This window comes from Bradyrhizobium sp. 25ACV, from assembly GCF_054863005.1.
In genome coordinates this window covers 411,650-438,304 of record NZ_JAVAYO010000002.1, presented here as the reverse complement: position 1 = coordinate 438,304, position 26,655 = coordinate 411,650, and the positions used below count along the sequence as shown (strand labels likewise).

Genomic DNA, 26,655 nt, shown 5'->3' with positions numbered 1-26,655 from the left:
ATCGGACGTGTTCAGACGCGGGGTAAAGATCGCAGCAGGTGTATCTGCCCTGGATCGAAGTACAAATCGGGAGCCGGCAAGCGCAACACCGCCCGGCTCTAGCGGGATCTCCGCAACCATGGCTTCAAGGAATGAGCCCGAGTGGTGGCCGAAGAGGCCGCTGGCGGCCCGTGCTGCCAAGGCGAGGCGCTGACAGCACCGCCCTGGACCTACCGCGCGGCGCATGACCCGATCGAGAGACAGCCTCACCGTCTGAACCCGTCACGATTGCCGCCATCGAGGACGGCGTACCGCCTCCTCGAAGCGCAGAGATCATCATTGCGTCCCATGAGATGCGCCGCGTCGGCATGCGCGAATGGCTGGAGCGGGCCAGTGGCAGCCCAGTCGCATCCTTCGCCAACGGTGAGCGACAAAACATCGTCGCGGTTCACGCCGCCGGCGTCCCGACTTCGTCCAACGAACAGACCGAGGGCTAGTCAGCGAGCTCCCGATGACCGGATATCCGGGGCGATCAGCATGGAAAGCTAATCCCGCATGGTGATGCGAGGTCGATCTCGGGTGTCGCGGTTGATAGCCGATACGCCCGGTCCGGAGGTTGGAGGCGACATGCCATAAAGAGGGGCGACGTGGCGGGCCGGAGGATTACCGTTCCCGCCTGACCGCCGACGCCACTCTATAGGAGTGGGTCAACAAAAAAAGTAAGATCATCTGCCAAACGCATGTCCGACTTCACTCGACGCCGCCCAATGTGGACGATCAACCTGTTTGCGTCACAGATTGTACGTTGATTTAGACGTGCACGAAGAGCGTGACCAGGGGATCTGGACCGACTTGTCTCGACCGGCGTCCATGCACCTTTTCGTCGAAAGTCGCACCGACGGGTAGCACGTCAGCGGCGTAGAAACAATCGGCCGGCTTGAATAGACGAGAACTCCCATCCTGCAGCGAAATCTCCATCTGCCCTCCGAGAATGATAACCCAAACCGGATCACTGCAATGAAAATCATAGATGAAGCCCACGGGGCTATGGCGCAGCTGATAACTCTTGCATGGGACGAGTGACGTCAGCTGCAAGTGTGGTCTAGGAAACGCGCGCGACCGTCCGTATCAGTGAAAAGGGTTACTTTTGTGAAGGTAGTCATAAGCATCTCGTCCTGAATAGCTGCTTGGTGATTCTCGTGTCGCTTCACACAAAAGAGTATGAGATTTTCGAGGCCCAAATTCTGAAACATGGGGTGGTCCGCCGCCGAAATCTTGCGATACGCGGCTGCCGGCCCGATAGGCGTCTGTTCCGAGATCAGCGGTCAGAACTGCATCGGGAAGCTCTTCTGTGACACCGGCCATAGTCGGAACCCGCATACGGGTCCAAGCGTTAGTACCGCTACACTGGATAACGCTTGTCTTGGGAGGCGAATGCGCGAGCTCGGTTTCAGCAAGCTGGCCGCTGTAGGCGGCCCTCGCCTCTGAGCCCTTCGTGACGAAGCGTTCTGCATTTTCCAGTGCCGGTCTCAAGTCGCGGCGAAAGATCGTGGCTGATCGCAGGATCGATCGGAGGCGGCCAACTCGACAGCTCGCAGCTCAAGTAGGGGGACCTGAGAAGCCATGCTGAGCGCCCGGCCTTGACCGCCACAAGGTGACATAAAGGACGATTAGCCAGAGCACGGGCAGTAGCGTCAGCAGCGACGCAACCGCGGCAATCGTCGGATCGATCTGGTTGCGGATGTTTTGCCACATCTTCAGCGGCAGCGTATAGATCGAGAAACCGTTCACCAGAGACGTCACGACGACCTCGTCGAAGGAGTGGAGGAACGCGAGCACGGCGGCCCCGAGGATACCCGGCCGTATCAGTGGGAGCGTCACCCTCGTAAAGGTCCGCAAAGGCCCAGCCCGCATGCCCTTTGCCGCTTGCTCCAGCCGCCGGTCGAAATTCGCTAAAGTTGCCGAGACAACAACGACGACAAAGGCGATAGATCCAATGCTGTGCGCTAGGACGACGCCGACGGTCGTGCCGATCATTCCGAGTTTAATCGACGCCAAATAAGTCGCGACGCCGACAACGATAATCGGAAAAGTGATCGGCGTCAGGATCAACAAGGTGAGGATCCCTCGGACTCGCGCGAAAGTGCGGCTTAGGCCGTAGGCCGCGAGAGTTCCAACAATGGTCGAAAGGATGGTGACAGCGATTCCAATTTGAACGCTGGTCCAGAGCGCGCCGATCCAGGACGGATCGTCGAAGAACGAGCGGTACCATTGCAGCGAAAAGCCCGAGGGCGGGAATTCCAGAAATGCCCCAGCGCTGAAGGACATGGTGATGACGACAAGTTCGGGAAACAGCAAAAACACCAGAACGAGTACGACAAATATAGTGCCGGCGATGTCCGACCAACTGCTGTTGCCCCCAGCCTGATATAGCTGGGTCATCCAGCGCCGCGCCCTATAGGGCGTAGCAATCTTATTGAGATTGCGTGTCAGCACGCCGAATGGCTGTCGCCCGCTAAGTCCAGATTTCCGCACTGGTTGTGCTGCAAGGCCCTCTTTGCCGGAAAGATCCAGCCCGAACACGCTGAGCACGATCCCGGCAATCCCCAGAAGGATGAACGCTGAGGTGGCGATCTGTGCGATGTTAAAGGAATTCTCGACCTGTCCCTCAATAAAGGTCGAGAGCATAGCGTCGCTCAGTCCCCCAAGGGCGGCAGGCGTGACGTAGAAGCCGAGACAGATCACAAAGACCAGCAGCGAGCCACTTCGCACGCCTGGCAGGCTGAGCTGGAAGAAGACGCGCCAGAAGGCGGTAAGAGGCCGCGCGCCCATACTACGGGCTGCCGCCATCAAGGATTTGTCGATACCCTGCATAGTGCTGACCAGCGGCAGAATCATCATCGGCAGCATGATGTGGACCATGCCGATATAGACGGCAAGGCGATTGTAAATAAGGGACAGCGGACTAGAAATCAGCCCGAGTTCGAGCAGCAGATTATTGATCAGGCCTTTACCGCCGAGAATTACGACCCAGGCGTAGGTCCGCGCTAACCCGCTGGTCAGATACGGAATGAGAACGAGCACGATGAGCATCATGCGGAGGCGCGTTGAGGCGGCCACGATGAGATAGGCCGTGGGGTAGCCGATGATGAAGCAGATGGCCGTGGCCACGACACTTATCTCGATGGTTTGCAAGACGATGAGGACGTTCGCCCTCTGAGCAAAAAACGCCTGATAGTTGACGATCGAGAGGGAGGGCGCGTTGAGGCTGGACAGGAACAGCTCAATGATTGGTATGCCGAAGACCACCAGCAGGATTGCTAAGGCCGGGACCGTGAGCAGGATGGGCATTCGACCAAGTTTTTGAAGCGTTTTCATCTGCGGTCCGTCTTTCAGCACGCGACCAAGCGGAGGTCGGACCGCAACCAATCGAGCCGCACCTGCTCCCCGAGCTGGAAGGTCTGCTGCGCTGGGGCAACGTGCTCGCGCACCACAAGGATTCCGTCCCCGACGCGCACATGGTACTTCCGGAGCGGGCCCGCATAGATCATATCTTCCACGGTGCCAGTAACGTATTGACGCCGGCCCGCATCAGTGCGCTTCGGCGCCGCCAGAGCGGCGACGCAGATGCGTTCCGGCCGGATCATGGCCACTGTGCCCGCAGGCTGCGGAGCATCGAAGTCGAGCTTGAAACCGAGACCTTCGAAGATGTTAGCCTCGCCCAGGAAATTCGCTACGAAACGTGTCGCAGGTCGGTCGTACAGGGCTTCGGGCGTGTCGGTCTGCTCTATCTGCCCAGCACGCATGACGACGATGCGATCCGACAGCGTGAGCGCCTCCTCCTGATCGTGAGTGACGCATATTGTGGTCTTGCCGAACTCCTTGTGCAGGCGCTTGACCTCGCCTTGCATCTGGTCGCGAAGGTTGCGATCCAGCGCGCCGAGCGGCTCGTCGAGCAGGAGGATCGGCGGATCGGCAATCAGCGCGCGGGCAAGCGCCACCCGCTGTTGCTGGCCGCCGCTCAATTGCGACGGCATGCGGTCGCCGAGCTCGGAGAGGTGCACGCGCTCGAGCATTCGTTCAACCCGTGCCGCCCTCTCGGCGGCCTTTACGCCACGCATTTCGAGCGGAAATTCCAAGTTTCGGCGCACCGTAAGATGCGGAAACAGCGCATAACTCTGGAAGACGATGCCTTGGTCGCGCCGGTAGGACGGCACTGCGGCGACCGATTTTCCGGCGATCAGGATGTCACCCTCACTGGGCGCGACAAACCCGGCGAGCAGCATCAGAGCGGTGGTCTTACCTGAACCGCTTGGACCAAGAATAGTTAGAAATTCGCCGCGCCGGACCGTCAGTGACAAGTCCTTAACCGCAGCGATCGCACCGTACATTTTGGTGACGCTACGGAATTCAATCTGCGCGGAAACGAAACTCTTCTCCACCGTTTCACCCTTGGTAAGCAGGACGGCACCTTGAACATACATATCCACTGCTGGACTCCAGAATGACGCTATTGCACGAACAACCAAAGTCGGCGAGCCAGCGTGCGAGACTGGCCGCCGGACCAACTTCTCCACATGTACTCTGGAGCCGATTAGCAAGGGCGGGAAATTGTCGTCGCCCCGCCGAGAACCATCTAGCGACCTACAGAATCCACTTGTTCCAGCGCTGGAGTAACCGCTGGGCATTCGTCAGGCCGTCCGATCCGGTTTCGACGTACCAATTCGGATTGATAGGGTAGCTAGTTGCCATGTAGTCAGGATAGGTACAAAGCTTCCGGGCCACCTTCTCCGGTATCAACTTGAAAGCGTTGCGGTTGCTGGGAGCTTGGGGGTACACCTGCGCGAAGGCCGCCTGGCGATCGGCGCGGGTTATGAATTCGATGAACTTCTGGGCGTTTTGCGCATTCGGGCTGCCCTTTGGGATGAACCAATAGTCCCAGGTCAGCCTAGCCTGATTCCGACTGATCTCGATCGGAGACCCCTGATCAATTAGAAGAAGAGCCCGCCCGTCATACGATTCCACGATATCAGCTACGTTATCGCGCATGATCTGTTGTATCTCAGACCCGTTCGTCCACCATTTGACGATATGCGGCTTTATTTTGTCCAAGCTAGCGAAAATGCGGTCGACATCCATCGGATAGAGCGCATCCATAGGCACGCCGTCGGCCAAAAGGGCTTCCTCCCAGGGGCCTACAGTTCCGTATTGACCGGAGAAGAGCGAGCGGACACCAGGAAACTTCTTGACGTCCCAGAAATCGGCCCAGCTGGCGGGCCGCGGCTTGCCAGTCGGAAACTTATTGGTGTTGTAGACCATATTGTAGGAATACATATAGCTGGCCACACCGTATGGCTGCTTGCAGTAGTCCGGGATTCCCGCCAGCTCATCCTTTTTATAGATCGTGTAGTCGATGTCCTCGAGGAGGCCGTCCTTAACTAGATTGACAAGCGTCGGCACTGAGCTGGATGAGGACACGTCGATCGTGACGTTCTTCGATTTTACCATCATCGCGATCTGAGCTGTGGGGACATCTTGGGTGATCGGAGTCACCTTGATTCCGGTCTCGGCTTCAAAAGGCTTCACATAAGCTTCGATGACGGCTTTACCAAAATCGCCACCGTTCACCTGCACCCTTAGCGCACCGGATGATTGTGCCGAAGCGCGGCTAGACAAAGACAGCGCGCCAGCCGCCATAGCGGAAGACCCTGCCAGCATGAAACGCCTGCGGTTCAATAAACGGCTCATTATCCCCTCCCATTTCGTGAGTTCGTCGACGGAAACTTTGCTTTCGTTTCTCATTACCGCCTCCTGAAGAGGAATTTCTTCGATGTAGGGCCGCGTACTATCGAAAGTGGGCGCCAGATCGCGATATGTGAAGGTTTTCGACCAGCGCGGTCTTCACGCGTCGCCGTTAAGCCGCGTGCTGTGCCTCGCTCTGTATCTAACGCTTACACAACCCCATCGAGGATCAGTCCGCAGCCGCGACCGGTGGTTGTCGATAATTTGGGAGCCGGCAACGAGCACTTTTTTTGGCAACCTCCGTTTGGTATAACTGTCCGGCTGCGCCGCGGGCGCTGTGAGAAAGCAAACATCGAAGACGACGATCTGGCTGCCACCTCTGTCAAGGTTTTATAGAATCCTGTGCAACCGCATGAGTCGGGCGTGATCGGTTCACCCGCGGCGTGACCGAGAGCGCACACGCGTCCGTCAACCAGGCTAGTTAAATCCTCACGCGCATCGGAAACACTCATCGTATTGGCCGCAACTTCCACAAGACGTGCCAGCTGACTGGCGACATGTGGCTCAGCGATGCACAATGGCGTCGACGAATCGAAATGCATTTCGGCTGACCAGCGCGCGGCACGCGATTGCGGAAATCAGACGCAACCGCCCATGGTCTCGCTTCACTCCACGCGGCTTTTCAGGACGAAGGTCAGCGACGGCAGGCGTACAACGCATGTACAATGCCCGCGAACGTGCTGCCGCTTCCGTCGCGGGTCCAGGTCCCCCGAGCATGTATCTCAGGGGCATAACGGTGCTGGAGTCCTAGCCGATTGACGTGAGTACGACGACGCCGATACTCGCGTGCTCTTTCACCAGATTCCAACCCGCCAAGAGTTGCACGAGGCCCTCCCATGCCAGGCGCTGGCGAGGCGGTCGTCCACTGAAATGCGCAGCGTGTCGCCGTCCAATATCATCGACTCGACTTCTTCAAGCAAGCACTGCAGTGCTTCCGCGACACCCAATGACGCCGTCAGACGACCGACGCGAACGTCATCCGGCAGAGGGTCGTAATGTCGTAGATGGGCAGTCCTGTAAAACGACGAATCGCTGACGTTATCCGTGGGAATGCGGTGCATTCGAACAGAAGCGCCGCGATTTCCGGGTGAGCGGCGCGGAGCCGCGCGACGCATGCGGCAACATCTGCCTCAATCTCAGCGTCCTCAGTCGGCACCGGCGGGCGCTGCATCTCATTCTGCAACAATTTACCGCCTTCGATGCCGCCGACCACCACCCTGGCCCGATCAGCCGGATTGGCGACTCCCAGAAGATCTTCGCTGAAGTTCGTTGAATCGGCGGTTACGACGGCGAGCTTGGCGGCGGGCGGCAGTTGGCGGAGTAACGTCGGTACCAGCAGCAGGCTCGACAACGCCACAGGTACGTTTACCGAGGCGGCGACCGCCGCCTGATGGCGGATAAAGAAGCCGCAGTTTGCACTTACTACGGCGGCGCCACGTTCGACCAAGCGCTGGGCAGCTGCGATGCAGGCCGGCGCAAGCGCTCGATCGCCGCGGATGACGACATCCGCCCAAGCCCCCTCGACCGTTTCTACGACGACTGGGAAGCCAAACGTGGAAGGATTCGTTATAGATCCAAGCCTCGGCTTCCAGACCGACACTCCCGATTCGAGGTTCAGAACTCCAAGAGAGCGCGGGGTCTGCGAGGCCATTTTGGAATTCCGGGTTGCTGAAACTGCGAACGCTATGAACTGTAGCGGGGTTTTGAGCCCGAAATCTCTCAATTTCAGCGCAGCACGTTTGAAATTCTGCGCCGGATTGGATCGGTGCGAAGGTTCCACGCGATCAGCCTTGTAGCACAGTTGCTGAAACAGCGTGCGGGGCTCGCGAACGTTGAGCTAGACTAACGCAAGCGGAGCAACGACGGTGAAGTACAACGCATTCGCACCGAGCGCTGCCGTCATGAGGGCGGCGCGGCTCCCGGCGACGCTGCCACCGATCAATACGACACGTGCCGGCTCAACGCCTTAAAGCCCGACCGATGGGCCTGCTCCTCCACTTGCCCGCCTAGGCACGGTCCTGGCCGCTTCGATCAAGTCGACGGCGCAGGAAGTGGCAACGCACCCGTGACATCGGTCTGTCCAACGGCGTCCCCTGCACCGGGAGCGGATCAGGCCGTCCGGCAAAGCTCTATGAGGGGCGACATGAAGGTGCCTCAGGGATGAAGTGCCCCACCTGAACGTCGCCGTTCTTTGTCATTGCCGATCAGATCGCGGAGGCTGAACGCGTCGGCGCGGATCCTCGCGACCTCCGCATCATTCGATCCTTTAGTCCAACGAGTGTCCTAGGCGGCAATTCCTCTGTTTCATCTGTCCCGGCTCCCGAGTCCCGGAGATCTGTGTTGCCGGTGGACTTGGACTTGCGTAGTGAGGATGGGCGGGAGCCGCTCATCCCAGCGCACTTGTCTTTCCAAGACATTCGCGACGCTGAGCAGCGTGGCTTCGTCACCATAGCGGCCGACCAATTGCACGCCCATCGGAAGTCCGTCCTGTGATTCATGAACGGGTAACGAAATGGCTAGCAGTCCACTTACATTGACGGGGAAGAGAAACGCGAGCAGCGCAATTTTTCCAGAATCGGATTCCGCGTCATACAAAGGCCCCCATTCGCCTATGCGGAACAGGCGCTGCGGATAAACCGGGCATAGGAAAGCGTCAAACCGAGCCAACTTGGAGGCGATATCACGACCAGCAGGTCGAATGAGATCAATGTCCATTGCATGCATAACAGCATCGATGCTCTTAGTCTTCTGCATGCAGGTTCTGATCCATGGCTCTTCGTCGTTGCCCCCCAATGTTACACCGAATTCCGCCTCGGCCTTTTGGAATTGGAGTGCTGCTTGCACGGCTATGATGCGCAGGTTGGCCCGGCAGCAAGCCTCAATGTCGAACGTGAGGTCGTATGGCTGGACATCGTGGCCCATTCTCTCGAGCATGCGCGCTGTATCTGCAACCGATGTTGCAACCTCGCCATCGAGTTTGTATCCGAATGGCAAGGAGGTGGTAAATCCAATGTGCAACCGCCGTGGGTCCTGCGACGACAACTGGAGGAATGATGCATTGGGTGTCGGGGGTGTATAGGGGTCGCCGTCACACCAGCCGCTGACCGCGTCGAGGTAGGCAGCGGTATCCCGAACGGTGCGCGAGACGCAGCCAAGCACCGAACTCCCATGGGCGCGGTCCGCGTCCGGACATACAGGGACGCGCCCGCGGGACGGCTTCAGACCGACGAGCCCGCATGCGCTCGCTGGCAAACGGATCGAGCCGCGCCGATCGCTCGCGCCGGCGATTGGCACGATTCGCGCCGCGACCGCGGCTGCCGAACCGCCACTTGAACCGCCGGTGGAAAAGTCTTTATGCCATGGATTCCGCGAAGGGCCATGCGTTTTGATTCAGTCGTCAGGGACGCTCCCCATTCCGGCACGTTCGTATTCCCAAACGGAATCAGCCCTGCCTGGCGGGTTCGTCGAATGACCTCACTGTCGTCGGAAGCCGGCCGTGCGTATCGATGGAAAAAGTGCGAACCGTTGGTGGTCCGTAGACCGGCCACGCTTACACCCAGATTCTTCGCCAGAAAAAAAAAGGTATGCCCGCAAATGGTCCCGTGGGATCGCACTGCTCTGCACGTGTTCGAGCGTCGGAATAGTTAATGTTGACCACCGCATTGAGCGCAGGATTGAACTCTTCAGCTGCGGCGAGCGCTTTCCATGAGCTCCGAGGGCTTCACCTCTTTTCGTTTCACAATATCCGAAAGTGCGAGCGCATCGCTTTTCCTATAAAGCGATCGGATATCTTCCGATAAACTGGCCATTGTATCTTCCACCCTTCAAAGATGTCCTTGCTCGGCGAAAGCGCTTCAGCCCTGCGCCACGCCCCAAATCTCAACGGTACCGCCAGAACTGTGCAACGTGGGCTCTGGAACGAGCGTCATCGGCGGAAGCGCCCCGCCTACGCAGTCGGCGAGGGTCCTGGTAAAAGCGATCGTCTCGGCCTCGGTGCCAGTCGAGGCGAAATAGCAGACCATGAGCTTCAAGTCCGCGGGTGTCCGGCCGAAGGGGCGCAGGAGGTCCTGGACATAACTCATCGTGAAGCGGGTCTGGGGCATGAGCTGGCCGTCCATGACGCGCACCGCTTTGTTGCTGTAAGGACTCTGGGGCACCTGCCCGCCGAGCCACACCGTATCCCGCAGCCGGATGGCTTGGCGGTAGGGCACGGGGATCGACCAATCCCACACGCGCTCCGGCCAATGGTCCTCGCGCGGGATATATTTGTCGAAGCCGTTCCGCAGCTGGCGCATGGCGATGACCTCGACCTTGGTCAACGCCCCCTTTGGATTGAGACGGTGGCAGGGGACCACGGTCCCCGCGGGCCCCGGCTCGCGAAAGTAGCTCGCCCGCGCCTTGGCGAACGGCACCCATTGCTCGCGTGTGATGCTGCCAAAGTGGTAGCCTTCCAGCTTGACGCTGTCTTGGAAGGAGGCGCCGAGAGCAGCCAATGTCTCCGCGTGCCTTTCCATGATAAAGTGCGTCTGGGCCACACCGTCGTCGGGATGGCGCACCACGCCATCGGCATCCTCGGCCGTACGATTGGCTACGGTGATGAACTCGCCAGCGCGCAGGCCAGCCGTCACCGGCCGGCCGGCGAAGAGAGCATGTCTCTGCGGCGGAACCGGGCGGGGCACAGCTCGGATATCGGCGTGCGTCCGCCAGCCGCGCTGAGCGATGGCCTGAATCTGGATCGTCTGGCCGGAAAACGGCTGCAAGGGCTCGGGCACCGTGCTGATCGCAGGCATGGGATCTGCCTTGAAGAAGCGGGCCATCGCCGCAATCACCTCCCAGTCGTCGCGCTCGGCGGTGTAATGAGCCTTGAGCCGCACCACGTCTTGGAGTGTGCAAGATTCGGTAGCAAGCGCCTCCGTCACATTCATCATCGCGCCCTCGATCTGCCTATCGAGGTCGCCAGGATGGCGAATCCGTCCCGCTGCATCGAAGTCACCGGCGCCGCCGACGAAGCTCAATGCGCCCGCGCTGGCAGACAAATGGTGGGCATCGGCAATCGGCAAATTCCAAGTGATCGGTGCCATCATGCCCCTCCCCAATTCGCTTCCCTGTACATCAATTGAAGCCTCGGCGGACCACCAGATCGCGTCTTTCGCGCTGATGCGATCGAGGCGGCGCTTGAGCGCAGTCCACACGCGCGAGCCATATTTCTTGTTAACACGATAATTGCCTCCAATGGTCCTAGGCTGGTGCCGGATAGGCACGCATCTTTGGTGCAAGGCCACTGCCGTAGAAATGCTCTCGCCGAAACCATCAACGGTCTCTACAAGGCCGAGGTGATCCATTGCCGCGGACCATGGCGCAGCTTCGAAGCCGTCGAGTTCTTGACCCTGGAATGGGTGGACTGGTTCAACAACCGGCGGCTCCTGGAGCCCATCGACAACATCCCGCCGGCGGAGGCCGAACAACGCTACTCCGCCATGCTCGAACAACCCGCCATGGCGGCGTAACTTAAACCAATGGCCTTCGGCAAACCCGGCGCGGTTGAGAACAGGTATATGCCTGTTCCAGGATGCTTCGCTCATGCCTTCCCTGCGCTTTGCAGGAACAGATGAGATAGCGCATCTGTCTCAATGCCGACAATGCCCTTCTTGACTGCCGCTAATTGGCTAAAGAAGTACCCATATAGCTGGGGCGTTTCCTCAAGCAGAAGCCGCTGGATTTCGCCGGCAGTCGCCCGTTGTGCCTCAAAATCAATGGCGGCTATATAGCTGCTGGCCAGCGTGTCGAACCGCGTGTTCTTAAAGTGTGCGGCGTTGCGCGGACCCTCGCTACGCAGTATGCTCGAAAGGTAAAAGTTCGGCACGCCACGAGCACCCCAAACCATAAAAGACATCGCGGAATCGAGCCAAGGTGATCTGCCGAACACCCTATCGCCGATAGCCGACTTCCAATTCATGATGTTTAACTTGAGATCGATGTCGATCTCTTTTACCCAGGCTTGGATGAGCTGCGCATACTGCGGAATTTCCTGCCAATTCAGGACCACGACCGGCGCTTGGAATCCCTTCTCCATCCCCGCAGCCTTCATTAGTTCCTTGGCCCGCGCAATGTCCCGCTTGCGCTGCGGTACTGTCTGGTCTGTCGAGGGATAGATGGAAGCAAATGGGCTATCATTGCCGATAATTGCATGGCCTCTCATCAAGCCTTGCACCAGCTTTTCCCGATCGAGGCATAGTGCCACCGCCTGCCGGACGCGTGGATCCTTGAACGGTCCCGTGTCGCAGCGCATGCTCACCGCCTCGTGCGCCGCAGACTCTACGCTGATGATGTCGACGGTCGGATCGTTCAACAGCGAGACGCCGGCAAGCGCAGGCAGCTTAAGGATGACGTCGACTTCGCCGCTCTGAAATGCGAGGATCTGCGGCTGAATATCGGTAAAGAATACGAATTGGGTACGAGCTGGCAATGCCTTGGGCCCCCAATAGTTCTCGTTGCGCACGAAACTGGCGCCAACCCTTGCTGTAAACTTTTCGATTTTGAACGGACCGGTCCCATCCCAGTTCTGCTCGAAATTACCAGCAAAGGATGCTCGTAGGATGATCGCGTTGTAATTATCCGACGATACCAGATAAGGGAAGTTGCCGTTCGGCGCATCGAGGTGGAATGCTACAGTATAGTCGTCCACCTTTCGAGTACCGCCCTTCCGCAAGAAGCCGCTAAAAACCGAGCCCGCAGGTGAAGGAACGTTTGGGTCGGTTAGGCGATCGAAGGTGGCGACGACGTCGTCAGCCGTCATCTCGCTCCCGGAATGGAATTTGACGCCCTTACGGAGTAGAAAAGTCCAGACAGTGCCATCCTGATTGGGCTTCCAGCTTGTTGCGAGGCAAGGCTTTAGCACTAGGTCAGTTCCGTCGATGCATAGGAACTCGCCGACCTGCTGGATCATTACAATGCCGCCAGTATCACCGACCACGATGGGGTCGACTGCCTGGATCGGCCCGTCGCAGGCAATCCGGATCGTTGCGCCAGGCTGAACGTTTGCTCGAGCCAGCGTAGGCGACGCACCCACACCCGCTGTCAGAGCAACTCGTCCCAGAAACGGCAGCGACAGACCGATCACGCTGCCATGCCGCATAAACTCCCGACGGCTTACACGGCCATCGACAACGCCGTCAATCAGATGGTTCTCGAGAGGTGAGAGGCCGGAGCGAAGCTCATCGAGCAACGGCAAAGCTTTTTTCATGATTCCCGTTTCGTTGTGTCGTGACCTACGGGACACGTGTCCCCCTCGATAGTAACCACACGTTTATATTGAGTGATGCAACCAACCCGACGTTGACGCTTAATTTCTGCGTTCTAGCCCTTGTTATCGATGGATTTCGCCGCTGAATTTGAAGTGGCTTGCCAAGCATCGCTCGATGCGGTGGCAGGTCAGGACGTCAGTTCGCGGCATGATTGACGACGCCGGCCGGACCGCAGATCAGGAGATTGACGTAGTCGTCGACCCAGCGGCCCTCGACAAGCTTGGCGAACAGCGGGCGATCGCTCACCGCTGACGCGATTGACCACCACCGGCACGCCGTCGCCGGCACAGTCGACGAACAGCTTGTCGCCGACTGCGTACGCCTGGTGCATCGTCACCGACAGGCGGCCCTCCTAGGCGCGGTAAAGCTCACAGAAGCGCGAGTACCGGTATCCCTCCGGCTCGGCGGCGATGTATTCCTCCCACAGGATCGACAGCGTCACGTGCTTGCGCTTGAGCTCGGTGAACGGTTGCCCAGTCGGGCTCGGCGATGCGGCGGCGACCCTGCCGGTTGCCATTGCCGGTCTTGGCGAACAGGCGGAGTTCCAGAACCGCGTCGTGAACTCGTCCGGCAACGGCCAGGTCAAGCCCGTAGCCTCAAACCGCCGGATCGTCAGCCGCACCGTCGATGGCGCGGCGCCCACCCGTCGCGCAATCTCGCGGCTCGGCAGCCCGGCCGTCTTCATCCTGATCACATCGCGCACACGGCGCATCGCAAGCCTCTCCGTCGGCATCCAAGTCCCCCTTCGCAAAGCCGAAAGGGTTGACCCTATGGGAGCCAGAAGAGACCTCGTCACCCGGGCGACATCATCCCGGAATGGGTGGGCGAGATCATCTCGGAATCCCGGGCGACATCGATCGAGATCCGCACCTTCGACCGGATATAGGTCAGCTCGGTTCAAACGCTGCCTGATGCTTTCCAGATCTTCGCGCCCCGATTGAAAAGGCGCTTTGCCAATATCTCGATTGGTGCGGTGATGTTGTTATCCATCGGCATTTTTTAAGCGGTTGCCTCGCGCCACAATCGGCCAGTCATGTCTCTCAGCAGCCATGAAGAACCGAAGGCAAACATTCGCGGCGAATTCCCACCGGAACGGCGATGGTAGCTGAACGCGCACTGGATGCCTTTGCTATACGGTTTAGGTCAAACCTATGGATTGTTGTCGAGGCGAAGGGTGCCTACTTCACCGACGCTACTATGGCATCCAAAAAGGGCTTCTGCGTTCGCTAATGGCGTAATGATCAAGCCTGCCCCGCGTCGCTACCGAGAACCACGAGACCGACCGGCTCGCTCACACTTTCGAACGTGGCGCACTTGGAAACTGCTTGAAGTTTGTACCATGAACTTCGAAGGTCTCGCATAAGGTCAATTGAGTCAGTCGGCCGTCCGATGCCGGTGGGAATTTCCAAACTCCTTCCGCAAGGCCACAGAATGGGCTCCTGGAGCGGGAACAGGTCCCAATTCCGGAGCATTCTCTTCGTCAAAGATTGCGCCCGGCGCGATCACGCGAACATCGCCTTCCGGCGTAGATACACGTACGCGTCGCAGATGCGGATGCCGTGATACGTCCTCTATCTGGTTGAGCCTCCCGTACGCGAGGCCGGCCGCCTCCAACTCTCGCATCGCGTGCTCGCTCGAGAGTTGCGCAAACCGCTGAACGACGATTTCATCCAAATTTGCCCTGTTGCTGATTCGCGCCATATTATCAGCGAACCCGGTCCGTCGGATGAGTTCTGGCCGCTGAAGGAATTTCGTGCAGAAATTGACCCATTCGCGGTCGTTCTGGACGGAGAAGATAATGTCTTTGCCGTCCGCACAACTGTATGCCCCATAGGGCGCCAGAGAGGGATGGTTCACACCCGCTCGTGCAGTGTGGTAGTCGCTATAGTCGAACTGAAGCACTGGAACGTTCATCCAGTCCGCAATGGCATCAAAGAGCGATACCTTAATACTTGCTCCTTCCCCGGTGCGCTCACGCAGCAGCAGCGCCTGCAAGATCGCGTTGAGAGCAGTCATACCGGCTGAAATATCACAAACAGAGACTCCGACCCGAGCCGGTCCACGCGCTGTCCCGGTGATAGCGCAGAGACCGGTCTCCGCTTGCACGATTAGATCATACGCTTTCAAATGCGACAGGGCGCCGCCGTCACCGAACCCGGAGATGTCACAGGTTATCAGACGGGGGAAGCGTTTGCGGAGAACTGCGGAGCCGAAACCAAGCTTGCCGATGCTGCCAGGTTTCAAGTTTTGAATGAAGACATCCGCCTGAGCAATCATCCCATCCAGCACTGCGCGGTCCTGCTCGACCGTCAGGTCAAGGCAGATCGATTCTTTCCCACGATTCAACCAAACGAAATAGGCGCTCTGGCCTTGAACGAGCTTATCGTAATTTCGCGCAAAGTCGCCCTCGGGCCGCTCGACTTTGATGACACGTGCACCAGCATCCGCAAGCCGGGAAGAAGCATAGGGCGCAGCCACCGCCTGCTCGACAGCAACGACCGTAATACCTTCAAGGGGCTTTCTCATGCTGATGCCGCATTAACATTCCGAATGGCGTTTTTCGAACGTCGGTAGCTGAGAATGGAGAGTAACCTGCTCTGCTCATTCCCTACAATGGAGATGCCCTCATCGACGCCCATCCCAGGTTTTGCAAGGATCATGTCCGCCTGCGTAGCAACTGCGATGTTGACCGTGACCCTGGCCGACAAGTCTGTTTCGGTGCAGCTTCCGCCAACATACGCACCGCACCCATTTTCCTTACAAACCAACACAGCCCTCGCAGTATCGGCGATCGAACCCACGTCAGGCATTTTGATCTGAATTAGATGAGCCGCCTTTGCTTCGGCGAAGAGGCGTATATCCTCAAGGGTATTGCATTGCTCGTCAACCACGACCCGGGCTTCTGTGCCACGCGCATCGAGAAGTGCGACGATCTTGGCGTACTCGCGCAGCTGTGCCTCCGTGGACCCAAAGTCTGCCGGGCATTCGATGTGAAGCCGGTAACCGGGGACGTCATCCGCCAGCCGCGCGATGAAATCGGCAATCTTTTCCGCTTGCATGCCGATCTCGAGACCAATCCAACCGTAAACGTCGAAATGCAGGATGGGATGATATCCGGGCCCGCCGATTTCTCTCGTGCGCGTAGCGACCCACCTGACGAAGTTGCGAAACGTCTCGCCCGAAGGGCCGAATTTTTCAAGAGAGTTGATCAATCCATGTGGAAGAACATCCACAGACTTGAGGACCATCTTATCAACATTGAGTTCTCTTGAATCGCCACTCTGAGCATAGATCGGAATCGGCCGCTCCGGCAGTGGCAAAGAAAATTCAGAGCAGATCACCTCAGCAAGTGTAATCCGCGCAAAATGTGCGGCAGCCCGAAGCAACGCCTGGCTCACGCCATATTCGATTGCCAGGGGCAGACGTTTATCCTCGTGGTATGCGAGGGCATGTTTACAAGCACCGACGAAGTTAGACACGTCGGCCGATAGAAGTCGTGGGATGACAACAGATCTAGTAAGGGCTTCAATTGCCGCGACTTCAAACACCGGATCGCGTCCGCCGGCGCCTGAATATTGCACGCTCATCATGTCGCCCCACACGATGACATCGTCCGACAAGACAAGACCGATGCTGAGCGAACGCGCCGGCATGCGGATGCTGGTGAATCCAGGCGTCACAGGAGCGCCTACATAGAGAAAACCGTCCTGGGCGGCGCCGGCTCGTATTGCAGCTTGATCGTCATAGAAGAAGCTACCGTTCCCGGGAGCCAAAACGACATCTTTTACCGTTGCGGAGTTTCTCATTGCGTACTCAATCTAGGTTCGTCGTTATCTGCCGCCCGTAGGCGCCTAACCGATAGCCAGGGCATTGGCTGAATTAACGAGTTTTAGGTTTTGGAATACCCTCAACCCTTCCACTCCACCTTCGTAGCCATAACCGCTCTGTTTGATGCCACCGAGCGGCGCATCCGCGGACACGCCCTTGAGATAGTTCACGCTGATAGTACCCGCAGAAAGGCTGCGGATCATTCTTTTCTGAACGTCAGCGGAGTCGCTGAAGACATAGGATGCCAACCCGAATTCAGTGGCGTTGGCTCCCTCAATTGCCTCTTCAATCGTATCGAACGGAGCAACTGTGAGGACCGGCCCGAAAGGTTCTTCGCAAAGTATCTGCGAGTCGGGATGGACGTTGGTCAGAATAGTAGGTGCCCAATAGAACCCTGGTCGGTTGAGGCGCTTACCACCTGTTTCAACTTTTGCTCCGCGACTGACGGCGTCCTTCGTTAGGCGCTCCATTGCCTCGATTCGTCTCGCATTCGCCATCGGGCCCATGTCCGTCGCTGGGTCGTCGGGCAGACCGATCCGGATCCCTTCTGCGGCATCAACGAGTTTTGACACGAAATCCTCATAAATCGATTGCGCGACTAGAATGCGGTTTGGCGCGTTGCAGCTCTGACCCGCGCACTCGAATTTGTATTCGGATATTGCAGAAACCGCGTTTGAGACGTCTGTATCTTCAAAGACTACGACAGGGGAGTGGCCGCCAAGCTCTAGAACACATCGCTGCAGATTGGTCGCTGCCATCTTCGCAAGCTGTTTGCCAACCGGCGTCGAGCCGGTGAAGGACAGAACTCGGACGATAGGGGAACCGAGCAGATGCTCGGAGATCATTGGCGGATGACCGAAAACCAGGCTTACTACTCCGGCTGGAATCCCTGCTTCCTCCAAGGCTTCCATTAGGTAGACGCCAGCGCTTGGAGTCTCTTCCGCCGCTTTCAGGATGACCGCGCAACCGGCCGCGATAGGAGCGGCAAGTTTCCGGGCGTTGAGGACGGCCGGGTAGTTCCAAGGTGAAAATGCAGCAACAACACCAATCGCTTCCGGCACGATCATCCTTTTCTGATCAATCGAAATTGGCGCCGACAATTCCTCCGCATGAATACCATTCCATTCGAGGGTTTCGACCGCACGCGCATACTCGCCTCTCGCTTCGGCCACAGTCTTCCCTTGCTCTCTGGAAAGTGCTGATGCCGCGAGTTCGATCTTTCCTTTCAGTATTTGTGCGGCGCGAACGAGAAGCGCCCCCCGTTTGTGGGCTGGTGTGCTGGACCAGCGCAGCAGGCTGCCTTCTGCCGACGTCAAAGCATCATTGAGATCGGACGCGGAAGCGACAGCGACATGCCCGAATGCCTGCGCGGTGGCAGGATTGACGAGGGCAAGGTCGTTGCCGTAACCGCCTGTGCGCCACGTTCCATTGATAAAGAGCTTGTAGTTTACGCTATCGGACATACGTCAATCGCCGCTCTGTTGTTGACCATCTCATGCTGTTTACAAACGCCGGTGATTAACCTGCCGCTAGCCTAAGGCTGAGGATCACCGTCTTCTCGACCATCAGCGTCAGCTTCGGCTGGATCGCGGTACCCGCGACATCGATGTCATCCCGCGATGTCAACCCAAAGCGACCAGCGCCATCGCAACGAATGGAGATCGTTGGCAGTAAGCTCTGGGAGATAGCGGCCGAAGGTCTCCGGCCGCCATTCGCTAGATCTTTTCACCGCTACGGACGAGCTCGTCCATGACGGAGCGGATGGCCTTTTCAGTAATCGAGATGATCTCGTCGATTTCAGCCTTGTTGGTCACGAGCGGCGGAGCGAAACCGAGAATCTCGCCATGGGGCATAGGACGCGCGATCAGGCCGCGGTCGCGGGCTGCCTTGGACACACGAGCACCAACCTTGAGGGATGGGTCGAAACGCTTCTTGCTATCGCGGTCGCTGACGAACTCGATAGCGCCCATCAACCCGACCCCGCGCACTTCACCGACGATCGGCAGCTGCGCGAACTTCTTTTTTAGCTGAGCTTGGAAATAGACACCTACCTCGCGGGCATTGCCAGGAAGGTTCTCCTTCTCGACGATGTCGAGAACGGCATTTGCCGTAGCGGCTCCGATTGGATGACCCGAATAAGTGTAGCCGTGCGAAAATGCACCGACCTTGTCAGCACCGTCTTCGAAGACTTTGTAGACCTTCTCGCCAACGATCGCAGCGGAAAGAGGGAAGTAACCGGAAGTCAAACCCTTGGCGACAGTGATGAGATCGGGTTCGATACCGTAGTGCTGAGAGCCGAACATTGACCCGGTGCGGCCGAAGCCGGTGATTACTTCGTCGGCGATCAGAAGAACGTCGTGCTTCTTGAGCACAGCCTGGATTGCTTTCCAGTAGCCTTCCGGCGGCGGCGTAATGCCGCCAGTGCCGAGCACCGGCTCGGCGATGAAGGCGCCAACATTGTCTGGGCCGATGCGCTCGATGAGCTCGTCAAGTTCAACCGCGCGACGCGCAGAGAATTCGCCCTCGGTCTCCCCTGGATTCGCGCCCCAATAGTGGTGCGGAACACCGGTCCGCACAATGTGCGGCAGCGGAAGATCCATATAGTCATGGTAAAAGCTCATACCCGTCATCGAACCGGAAACGACGCTGCAGCCGTGATAGCCGCGGTCGCGCGAGATGATCTTCTTCTTGTTCGGCTTACCTCGAAGGTTGTTATAGTACCAGACGAGCTTTGCCTGCGTCTCATTGGCGTCGGAGCCGGACATGCCGTAGAAGACTTTGCTCATCTTTCCTGGCGCCATTTTGACGAGACGATCGGAGAGGATCGCGAGCTCGTCTGTCGTGTGCGCCGCGTAGCAGTGATAATACGCGAGACGATAGGCCTGCCGCGAGATTGCCTCAGCCACTTCGGTACGCCCATAGCCAACATTGACGCAATACATGCCGGCGAAACCGTCAATCAGCTCATTGCCGTGAGCGTCCTGAATTCGGATGCCCTTACCGGTTTCGACGATCGTTGGCTCCCCAAGCTTGCCAGTCGCAAAATCCTTGAGATGCGTGAAAGGATGTAGGACGGACCTTTTGTCCTTCTCGCTGATTTCTTTGATATCAATGGTCATTCTGCACTTCCTCTCAATCGCCGGGCGGACGTGTTTGGGTTTCTAGATTCTCGGGAAGACCACATTTCGGGCCTTTACGGAACGACGCTCGACTGTTTTCATCCTCCGAAAGAGGCCAGCGCCGTCGATTTGGGTAGTCGCGAACATGCCGCATTCAAGCGAGCCCGCGAGCCGCATGACGACACTAGGCTTTTGCGGATAGGCGTAGCCACCTTGGCACCTTTCCAAACTGTTTGGGCGCGCGAGGACCTCTTCCTCGTCATCGAAAGGCAAGAGTCCCGCGACCCGGCCGCAGGCGTCTTCCTTGCCGATCCGCATGTCCCCAACATCATCGGCAAGTACGGCAGCTTTCATAAAGCTATTTTCTAGCGGGCCAGCCGCTTGCTGCGATCTCGGCACCGACTGCCGAACTGTTTGAAAGACCATTTGCGCGTTCCAAGCGGCCATTTGTTGAAATGCCTATGCATTCAGGATACTGATGTTGCGAACATATGTGCGCCGTATGTCCCGCGCTTCGGAGTATTTCCTGCATCGCAGAGGCATTTGACGCCGCAATTCACCTGAAAGGCTGGAGCCGACTATGCAGTACGATCGAACAGACGCCCGCATCCTCGAGATCGTACAAAAGAACAATCGTCTAACGTCCGAGGTGATTGGCGAAATGGCGGGACTTTCCGCTACCGCGTGCCAACGGCGATTGAAGAGGCTCCGCTCGGAGGGCATCATCGAGGCTGATGTCTCGATCGTTTCGCCCAAGGCGGTGGGGAGGTCTATTCAGATGCTTGTGATGGTAAGCCTGGAGCGGGAGCGTGCAGATATCATCGATAAGTTTAAGAAAGCTATCAAGTCGTCAGCTGAAGTCGTCAATGGATTTTACGTCACTGGCGACGCAGACTTCGTCCTGTACATTACCGCGCACAGCATGGAGGATTATGAGCAATTCACGAGGCAGTTCTTCTATGAAAATCCAAACATCAAGGGCTTTAAGACGATGGTCATCGTAGATCGCGTAAAGGTGAGCTTTGCTATCCCAATTGAGGCCCCGCCGGGGGATTGAGCAAAATCAGCATTGGCGTCTCACGCGCTCCGCGGGATTCGTGCGGTTGCGCACTTTTTCCTCGCTAACGCGCCCTAGAACAGGAAAAAAACGCACCGTTCCTCCTCTATCCTATGCTGCTCGAATTTGAGCTGAGTTCTCTTCGGATTCGACTCAGAACAGAATCAGGACCACCAAGATCGTGTCTCATTCGGTCGCGTTACCCATCCACTGATGACTCTCTTCAAAGCACAGGAATTCGGCGATTTGAGAGCTTTATCTGGGGGTCAGCTAATCATACAGGGACCATCTCAAACGGCCGTGACGTCAATGTCATGTTTATCCGCTACGCCAGCGGCATCAATTTCGAAGTCAATACCGCGGTCGATCAGGGTTTGCCGTACCAGGTCGCGGGAAGCTGTCATCAAAAATGGGACACCATATCGCCCGATCCGGGCGATGGCGCTGCTATGCCGGCCAAATTGACAAGACACCGCAAGAGGAGCTTGGACTTCCGTATCACAGGCGGAAAGACGGAGTTTCGCGCGCGAAGAGGCGATTGCGAATCAACAGGAATACCTGAGGCCGTTGACCAGCGTCATGAGGCCCTTGAATGCAAGCTGCACAAGCTAGACGGCGCTGAAAAAGCGCTTGGCCAGGCGCTATTGACCAAATCTTCCGGACTATCGCCGATCTGGTCCAGAATCATGCCATTGGAGCCGAGATGATCGATTTGGTCAAACCTCGGTCATTCAGCGCTGATGGGATCATCGTACCACTGCGCCACACTAGCTTCCGGCGCATCTGGCTGGCGAGCCTGCTGTCCAATCTTGGCGCCTTAATCCGGGGAGTTGGCGCGGCTTGGGCTATGATGCAGATGACATCGTCGGCTGACAAGGTCGCATTGGTCCAGACCGCGCTGATGCTACCGGTTATGCTGGTCTCGATTCCGGCAGGCGCAATTGCCGACATGTATGACCGGCGCATCGTGGTGCTGGTCTCACTCGCTATCGCGCTCGCCGGCGCGACTGCCCTGGCGATGCTCGCTTGGCTTTGCTTAGTCACGCCGAACTTGTTGTTGGCCCTGTGCTTCGTCGTCGGGATCGGCGCGGCGTTGATGGATCCGGCCTGGCAATCCTCAGTCACTGAGCAGGTACCATTAGAAGCACTTCCTGCGGCTGTGGCGTTAAACAGTATTAGCTATAATACCGCGCGTAGTGTCGGCCCGGCGATCGGCGGCATTGTCGTTGCGACCGCCGGCGCAGTTGCGGCCTTCGCTGTTAATGCGCTGCTTTACCTACCGCTAATGCTTGCGCTATTTCTATGGAAACGCATTTCCGAGCCCCCGCATCTGCCGCCTGAAAAACTCAACCGTGCCATCGTTTCCGGCGTGCGCTATATCGCCAATTCACCCTCGATCAAGATTGTTCTAATTCGTTCCATGGTAACCGGCGTGATCGGCGGCGCGATCATTGCGTTACTGCCGCTAGTTGCGCGCGATCTCCTGCAGGGCGATGCCCAGACCTATGGTATCCTGCTCAGCGCCTTTGGCCTCGGTGCGGTCATTGGTGCGCTGAGTGTCAGCGAAGTCCGGAGGCGCATGAGTGGTGAGGCGGCGATCCGCGCCTGCGCGCTTTCCATGGCCGGAGCGATTGCCGCAGTGGGACTCAGCGGCGAGCTGATGGTGACGGCAGCCGCGCTTGTTCTCGCCGGGGCTGTATGGATGCTGGCGTGGGCGCTGTTCAACATTAGCGTGCAGCTGGCGGCGCCGAGGTGGGTGACAGGGCGCTCGCTGGCAGCCTATCAAGCGGCGAGCTCAGGGGGGATTGCAGTCGGCAGTTGGGGCTGGGGTTATCTGACCGATTCCGCTGGAGTCGAAACTGCGCTCCTGGTCTCGGCCGCTCTAATGTTGGTCTCGCCCCTTTTGGGTCTCTGGCTGCCTGTTCCGCGCATCGGTGCGCGGCGCGACGAGGCGGAGGTGCTAGCGGATCCCGAAGTACGGCTGGCCCTCACCGGACGTAGCGGCCCATTGGTGGTTGAGATCGAATACAGGGTTGCGCAGGAGAATGCGCGGGCCTTCCACACCGTGATGCAGGACGTACAGCTGTTCCGCCAACGCAACGGTGCTTATGGCTGGTCGATTGCCCGCAACATCGCCGACCCCGAATTGTGGACCGAGCGCTATCACTGCCCAACATGGCTCGATTATTTGCGGCAGCGCAACCGCTCGACGCGGTCGGAGCGCGAAATTGAACAGCAGGCGATTGCTTTCCACCTCGGCCCTGAGCCCACGCGCGTCCGCCGCATGCTTGAGCGCCCGTTCGGATCGGTGCGCTCGAAGGGAGACGTGGCCGATCGTGGCGCGAACGAAATGATGCTCCGCATCTACAAGTGTGGCGATGAGCAGTAGTTGCAGGGAAGCCTCGCTCTTATTGAATCGAAGGTTGCGCGTGTGCGCTCGGCCAGATGATGCACCTTCCCACAACCCGCCGGGGCAAGTGTGAAGGATTCGCTACAGCACGGAACCATGGATCGCCTGTTGGTATCGGCAGCCGTTAGGAACTGACCTTTAGTCTAGCCTCAACTCATTTAGCGAATGCAGTTTCAACGTATCCAGTACTGAACGCCCGCGCCGATCGAGTTACGACGAAGAGTTTCGTCTAGTCGAAAGAACCTAGCAGGCCGTTGAAAAGGGCGCTCGCCGCCGATCGTGGCCGTGATCATTGGCTCCGACGAGATTCGGAGGTGGTGTGTGCGCGACAGCGACGATCGAACGGGCGAGCTGTTCAGCTGCGTTGACCTGGAGGCGCGGGTACGGCGTGATCATCCGCTGCGGACGATCCGGACGATCGTGAACGAAGCGCTGTCGGCGCTGGAGCACTGGAGCACGAGTTTGCCGCGCTCTATTCGCCGATTGGGCGGCCGTCGATCCCGCCGGAGAAGCTGCTGCGGGCGATGCTGTTGCAGGCGTTTTATTCGATCCGCTCGGAGCGGCTTCGTAAGCATCCGGTGAGGCTTTCAAATACCCACATGGAGCCGAGTGGGCTGAGGGAGCGCACCAACTATTGCATCGCAGGAATGGACCGTGATTCCTTGTCTGGCACCGATTCGCAGGGGGCGGTGCCAATGGACGAAAAAGCCGACGCATGGTTTGATCGCGAGCTCGCTGGCTGCAAGCTTGCCGACGAGCGCCTGAATAAGCGGCTCCGCAAACTGGTAGCGCAGATCGGGAGCGCCATGGGAGAAAGCATTCCGCTGGTGTGCCAGGACTGGGCTAATACCAAGGCCGCGTATCGGTTTTTCTCCAACGACCGGGTCAGTGAGGCGGACATTCTGGCCGGCCACTTTCAATCGACGCGTGAACGCACGATTGCCGCCGACGGCCCTATTCTAGTGCTCCACGATACCACGATACGACCGAGTTCAGTTATCAAAGAGAGAACTCAGACGCGATCGGGATCACCAACAGCGGGCGCGACAAGGCGTGCCGCCTGAGATCGCACACGGTCTGCGGCATCCTGATGCACTCGAGCCTGGCGGTGACGACCGACGGGCTGCCGCTTGGATTGACGGCTGTCAAATTCTGGACTCGGAAGAAATTCAAGGGGACTGCCGCGCTTAAGAAGAAGATCAATCCGACGCGCGTTCCCATCGAGAAGAAGGATAGCATTCGGTGGCTGGACAATGTCCGGCAATCCACAGAGCTGCTGGGTTATCCGGAACGATGCATCCATGTTGGTGATCGCGAGAGCGACATCTATGAGCCGTTCTGCTCGGCTCGAGAAGCTGGAACGCATTTCGTGATCAGGACTTGCGTTGACCGCTTGGCTGGGTGGAAATCACACGATCGCCGACGAAATGGACGAGGTCGCGGTCAAAGGACTGCATCGCATCGACGTCAGAGACAAGACAAGAACGGCGATACCGAAGAAGCCGTCCTCGAGATCAGATATCGCAAGATTCGCGTCCTGCCGCCGATCGGAAAGCAGAAGCGCTATCCCGCGCAGACCTTGACGGTGATCCATGCCGAAGAGCGCGCGACGCCGAAGAACAGAAAGAAAAATCGAGTAGAAGCTGATCACAGATCTGCCTGTTAGCTCCCGCACCGACGCCATTGAGAAGCGCGAATGGTATGCTTTGAGATGGAAGATCGAGGTGTTCCACAAGATCCTCAAATTAGGCTGCAAAGCTGAGGAGTCAAAGCTCAGGACCGCCCAGCGTCTGACCAATCTGATCTCGCTCTTTTGCATCCTGAGTTCGCGGGTCTTCTGGATGACGATGCTCAATCGATCAGCTCCACGGGCACTACCGACTCTTGCGTTGACCGCGACTGAAATCGCCCTGCTCGATCGCCTCGTGAATGACAAACCGCAAGCTCGACGGAAAACCCTCTCACATTACCTGACCAAGATCGCGCGGCTCGGCGGTTATCTCGCCCGCACCAGCGATCCGCCGCCTGGCAATCCCGTCATGTGGCGCGGGTTGTCGCGCCTCACCGATATAGCGCTGGGCGCCATGGTCGGAGCAGAAATTGTGGGTAATTGAAAGCGTCACCGGAGGGAGACCAAGACGACCGGATCCAACGATCCGTTCCGGGCGCGGCTTGACAGATCATCAATCTGAGGCACGAGCTTGTTCTGCTTGCCGGCAAGGTCGATTGGGACTGGATCGGCGACGAGATCCCGCCGCTCTACGGGGAGAACGGCCGGCCTGGCAAGACGCGCTTCATGATCAGGCTATCCTTGCTCAAGCACATTTACGGCTTGTCCGACGAGGCTGTGTGCGAGCGCAGCGTCCAAGACCCTGTATTTCCAGTACTTCACCGGCGAAGAGTTCTTACCAGGACGGATTCCCGCACGAGCGCTCGGACCTGAGCCGCTGGCGTAAGCGGCTCGACGACAGACTGGAGCTGCTGTTGGCCGAGAACCCGCGCGTGGCGCACGAGGCCGGCGCGTTACGGAGTCAAGACCTCAATCGGCTCACGGTCGACACCATGGTGCTGCAATTTCAAAGGAATGCTCGGCCCGCATCTCACCTTGCTGCTGCACTGTCGGAACGGCAAATTGGCCGCTCCTCGGATCAGTGCGACGAAACAAAGACGTTCCCGGTATGAGCTTCCACGTCGGTCGTCGTCTTAGGGCGCGAGCGTGGCGGATCGTCATCCAGCATTCACGGATGTGCTCGGCGGCGACTCCAGCCTAGGAGCTGCGCAAAAAACTCAGGTCTCGCGCCCTCGTCATTGACGTTGCTCGCATGGAGCAACTCGCCCATGCCGACAGCTTTAGCCGTTGACACTAGGATCAGTTTCGCTGGTTTCCGCCGATGCATCAGAGCACACCGATTGGGCCTTGTCGAAAGACATGACTGATCTCGTCGCGTCGCAGCGCGACGGGCGCAATCGCCAGTAAGCACTAAGCGCCGGGAACCCGGTCGAAAGCGCTGGAGACATATGCGCATTCCACCTATGCGATGCGAACCACTTCGCAGTGGCCTTGCCTGGACGCAGCAATCTACAAGGCCATGTCCGCCTCGGCAAATTGCCTTTGGAACCGCCAGTTATCCCGCTAAACTCCCCGTTTCCAAGCGT

Annotated in this window: 17 protein-coding genes and 6 pseudogenes; 9 read left to right on the top strand and 14 right to left on the bottom strand. The window is 58.2% G+C overall.

The features are described 5' to 3' along the window. Window positions 1–1,578: 1,578 nt before the first annotated feature. The 7 genes and pseudogenes from RAD04_RS05810 to RAD04_RS05780 form a co-directional block, all read right to left on the bottom strand. Window positions 1,579–3,357, bottom strand: a complete 1,779-nt coding sequence (locus tag RAD04_RS05810; protein ID WP_461622978.1) for an ABC transporter permease subunit — start codon at window positions 3,355–3,357, stop codon at window positions 1,579–1,581. Between the two features lie 14 nt (window positions 3,358–3,371). Continuing rightward, a complete protein-coding gene (locus RAD04_RS05805; protein ID WP_461623182.1) occupies window positions 3,372–4,463 on the bottom strand; it encodes an ABC transporter ATP-binding protein in 1,092 nt (363 codons plus the stop codon). Between the two features lie 160 nt (window positions 4,464–4,623). Then, complete coding sequence (locus tag RAD04_RS05800) at window positions 4,624–5,727, bottom strand: ABC transporter substrate-binding protein (protein WP_461623181.1); 1,104 nt, start codon at window positions 5,725–5,727, stop codon at window positions 4,624–4,626. A 1,009-nt stretch (window positions 5,728–6,736) separates the two neighbouring features. After that, window positions 6,737–7,432 carry an aspartate/glutamate racemase family protein gene (locus tag RAD04_RS05795; protein WP_461622977.1) on the bottom strand — a complete coding sequence of 232 codons (696 nt, stop codon included), beginning with the start codon at window positions 7,430–7,432 and terminating at the stop codon, window positions 6,737–6,739. 186 nt (window positions 7,433–7,618) lie between these two features. Next, window positions 7,619–7,735 (bottom strand): annotated as a pseudogene (locus RAD04_RS05790) (hypothetical protein); the annotation flags it as partial. Between the two features lie 350 nt (window positions 7,736–8,085). Then, window positions 8,086–9,329: pseudogene (locus RAD04_RS05785) on the bottom strand (amidase). Window positions 9,330–9,635: 306 nt separating this feature from the next. After that, on the bottom strand, window positions 9,636–10,571 hold the full coding sequence (locus tag RAD04_RS05780; protein ID WP_461623180.1) for a Rid family hydrolase: 936 nt from the start codon (window positions 10,569–10,571) through the stop codon (window positions 9,636–9,638). 501 nt (window positions 10,572–11,072) lie between these two features. Here RAD04_RS05780 and RAD04_RS05775 point away from each other — a divergent pair. Continuing rightward, window positions 11,073–11,288, top strand: a pseudogene (locus tag RAD04_RS05775) (IS3 family transposase); the annotation flags it as partial. 71 nt (window positions 11,289–11,359) lie between these two features. Here the strand turns inward: RAD04_RS05775 and RAD04_RS05770 are convergent. The 7 genes and pseudogenes from RAD04_RS05770 to RAD04_RS05740 form a co-directional block, all read right to left on the bottom strand. Continuing rightward, complete coding sequence (locus RAD04_RS05770; RefSeq protein WP_461622976.1) at window positions 11,360–13,024, bottom strand: ABC transporter substrate-binding protein; 1,665 nt, start codon at window positions 13,022–13,024, stop codon at window positions 11,360–11,362. Between the two features lie 290 nt (window positions 13,025–13,314). Further along, window positions 13,315–13,818, bottom strand: a pseudogene (locus tag RAD04_RS05765) (helix-turn-helix domain-containing protein); the annotation flags it as partial. A 641-nt stretch (window positions 13,819–14,459) separates the two neighbouring features. Beyond that, the gene (locus RAD04_RS05760) at window positions 14,460–15,611 is read right to left on the bottom strand and encodes a CaiB/BaiF CoA transferase family protein (RefSeq protein ID WP_461622975.1); all 1,152 of its coding nucleotides are present in this window, start codon (window positions 15,609–15,611) and stop codon (window positions 14,460–14,462) included. Next, complete coding sequence (locus tag RAD04_RS05755; RefSeq protein ID WP_461622974.1) at window positions 15,608–16,891, bottom strand: methylaspartate ammonia-lyase; 1,284 nt, start codon at window positions 16,889–16,891, stop codon at window positions 15,608–15,610. Before RAD04_RS05755 ends, RAD04_RS05760 begins: the two co-directional genes overlap by 4 nt. Before the next feature lie 45 nt (window positions 16,892–16,936). After that, the gene (locus RAD04_RS05750) at window positions 16,937–18,376 is read right to left on the bottom strand and encodes an aldehyde dehydrogenase family protein (protein WP_461622973.1); all 1,440 of its coding nucleotides are present in this window, start codon (window positions 18,374–18,376) and stop codon (window positions 16,937–16,939) included. A gap of 252 nt (window positions 18,377–18,628) precedes the next feature. After that, window positions 18,629–20,032 (bottom strand): aminotransferase, encoded by a 1,404-nt coding sequence (locus tag RAD04_RS05745; protein WP_461622972.1) that lies wholly within the window; start codon window positions 20,030–20,032, stop codon window positions 18,629–18,631. A 42-nt stretch (window positions 20,033–20,074) separates the two neighbouring features. Beyond that, window positions 20,075–20,458: an aldehyde dehydrogenase family protein gene (locus tag RAD04_RS05740; protein WP_461622971.1), complete on the bottom strand. Its 384-nt coding sequence runs from the start codon at window positions 20,456–20,458 to the stop codon at window positions 20,075–20,077. A gap of 154 nt (window positions 20,459–20,612) precedes the next feature. On the opposite strand from RAD04_RS05740, the gene RAD04_RS05735 reads away from it, so the two are divergent. The 8 genes and pseudogenes from RAD04_RS05735 to RAD04_RS05700 all read left to right on the top strand — a co-directional run. Then, window positions 20,613–21,089, top strand: a complete 477-nt coding sequence (locus RAD04_RS05735) for an Lrp/AsnC family transcriptional regulator (protein WP_461622970.1) — start codon at window positions 20,613–20,615, stop codon at window positions 21,087–21,089. A 314-nt stretch (window positions 21,090–21,403) separates the two neighbouring features. Then, the gene (locus tag RAD04_RS05730; RefSeq protein WP_461622969.1) at window positions 21,404–21,796 is read left to right on the top strand and encodes a hypothetical protein; all 393 of its coding nucleotides are present in this window, start codon (window positions 21,404–21,406) and stop codon (window positions 21,794–21,796) included. Beyond that, window positions 21,793–23,478: an MFS transporter gene (locus RAD04_RS05725; protein WP_461622968.1), complete on the top strand. Its 1,686-nt coding sequence runs from the start codon at window positions 21,793–21,795 to the stop codon at window positions 23,476–23,478. The genes RAD04_RS05730 and RAD04_RS05725 overlap by 4 nt, the downstream gene beginning before the upstream one ends. A gap of 342 nt (window positions 23,479–23,820) precedes the next feature. Next, window positions 23,821–24,062 (top strand): annotated as a pseudogene (locus tag RAD04_RS05720) (transposase); the annotation flags it as partial. A 36-nt stretch (window positions 24,063–24,098) separates the two neighbouring features. Then, complete coding sequence (locus RAD04_RS05715; protein ID WP_461623179.1) at window positions 24,099–24,563, top strand: IS4/Tn5 family transposase DNA-binding protein; 465 nt, start codon at window positions 24,099–24,101, stop codon at window positions 24,561–24,563. A 44-nt stretch (window positions 24,564–24,607) separates the two neighbouring features. Continuing rightward, complete coding sequence (locus RAD04_RS05710; RefSeq protein ID WP_461622967.1) at window positions 24,608–25,165, top strand: hypothetical protein; 558 nt, start codon at window positions 24,608–24,610, stop codon at window positions 25,163–25,165. 58 nt (window positions 25,166–25,223) lie between these two features. After that, a complete protein-coding gene (locus RAD04_RS05705; protein ID WP_461622966.1) occupies window positions 25,224–25,613 on the top strand; it encodes a hypothetical protein in 390 nt (129 codons plus the stop codon). A gap of 18 nt (window positions 25,614–25,631) precedes the next feature. Then, a pseudogene (locus RAD04_RS05700) lies at window positions 25,632–26,067 on the top strand (transposase); the annotation flags it as partial. Window positions 26,068–26,655: the final 588 nt, after the last annotated feature.

Coding starts and splice junctions, on each gene's coding strand:
- RAD04_RS05810 (WP_461622978.1), bottom strand. CDS start 3,357: ATGAAAACGCTTCAAAAACTTGGTCGAATGCCCATCCTGCTCACGGTC.
- RAD04_RS05805 (WP_461623182.1), bottom strand. CDS start 4,463: ATGTATGTTCAAGGTGCCGTCCTGCTTACCAAGGGTGAAACGGTGGAG.
- RAD04_RS05800 (WP_461623181.1), bottom strand. CDS start 5,727: ATGAGCCGTTTATTGAACCGCAGGCGTTTCATGCTGGCAGGGTCTTCC.
- RAD04_RS05795 (WP_461622977.1), bottom strand. CDS start 7,432: ATGGCCTCGCAGACCCCGCGCTCTCTTGGAGTTCTGAACCTCGAATCG.
- RAD04_RS05780 (WP_461623180.1), bottom strand. CDS start 10,571: ATGCCTGCGATCAGCACGGTGCCCGAGCCCTTGCAGCCGTTTTCCGGC.
- RAD04_RS05770 (WP_461622976.1), bottom strand. CDS start 13,024: ATGAAAAAAGCTTTGCCGTTGCTCGATGAGCTTCGCTCCGGCCTCTCA.
- RAD04_RS05760 (WP_461622975.1), bottom strand. CDS start 15,611: ATGAGAAAGCCCCTTGAAGGTATTACGGTCGTTGCTGTCGAGCAGGCG.
- RAD04_RS05755 (WP_461622974.1), bottom strand. CDS start 16,891: ATGAGAAACTCCGCAACGGTAAAAGATGTCGTTTTGGCTCCCGGGAAC.
- RAD04_RS05750 (WP_461622973.1), bottom strand. CDS start 18,376: ATGTCCGATAGCGTAAACTACAAGCTCTTTATCAATGGAACGTGGCGC.
- RAD04_RS05745 (WP_461622972.1), bottom strand. CDS start 20,032: ATGACCATTGATATCAAAGAAATCAGCGAGAAGGACAAAAGGTCCGTC.
- RAD04_RS05740 (WP_461622971.1), bottom strand. CDS start 20,458: ATGGTCTTTCAAACAGTTCGGCAGTCGGTGCCGAGATCGCAGCAAGCG.
- RAD04_RS05735 (WP_461622970.1), top strand. CDS start 20,613: ATGCAGTACGATCGAACAGACGCCCGCATCCTCGAGATCGTACAAAAG.
- RAD04_RS05730 (WP_461622969.1), top strand. CDS start 21,404: ATGTTTATCCGCTACGCCAGCGGCATCAATTTCGAAGTCAATACCGCG.
- RAD04_RS05725 (WP_461622968.1), top strand. CDS start 21,793: ATGATCGATTTGGTCAAACCTCGGTCATTCAGCGCTGATGGGATCATC.
- RAD04_RS05715 (WP_461623179.1), top strand. CDS start 24,099: ATGGAGCCGAGTGGGCTGAGGGAGCGCACCAACTATTGCATCGCAGGA.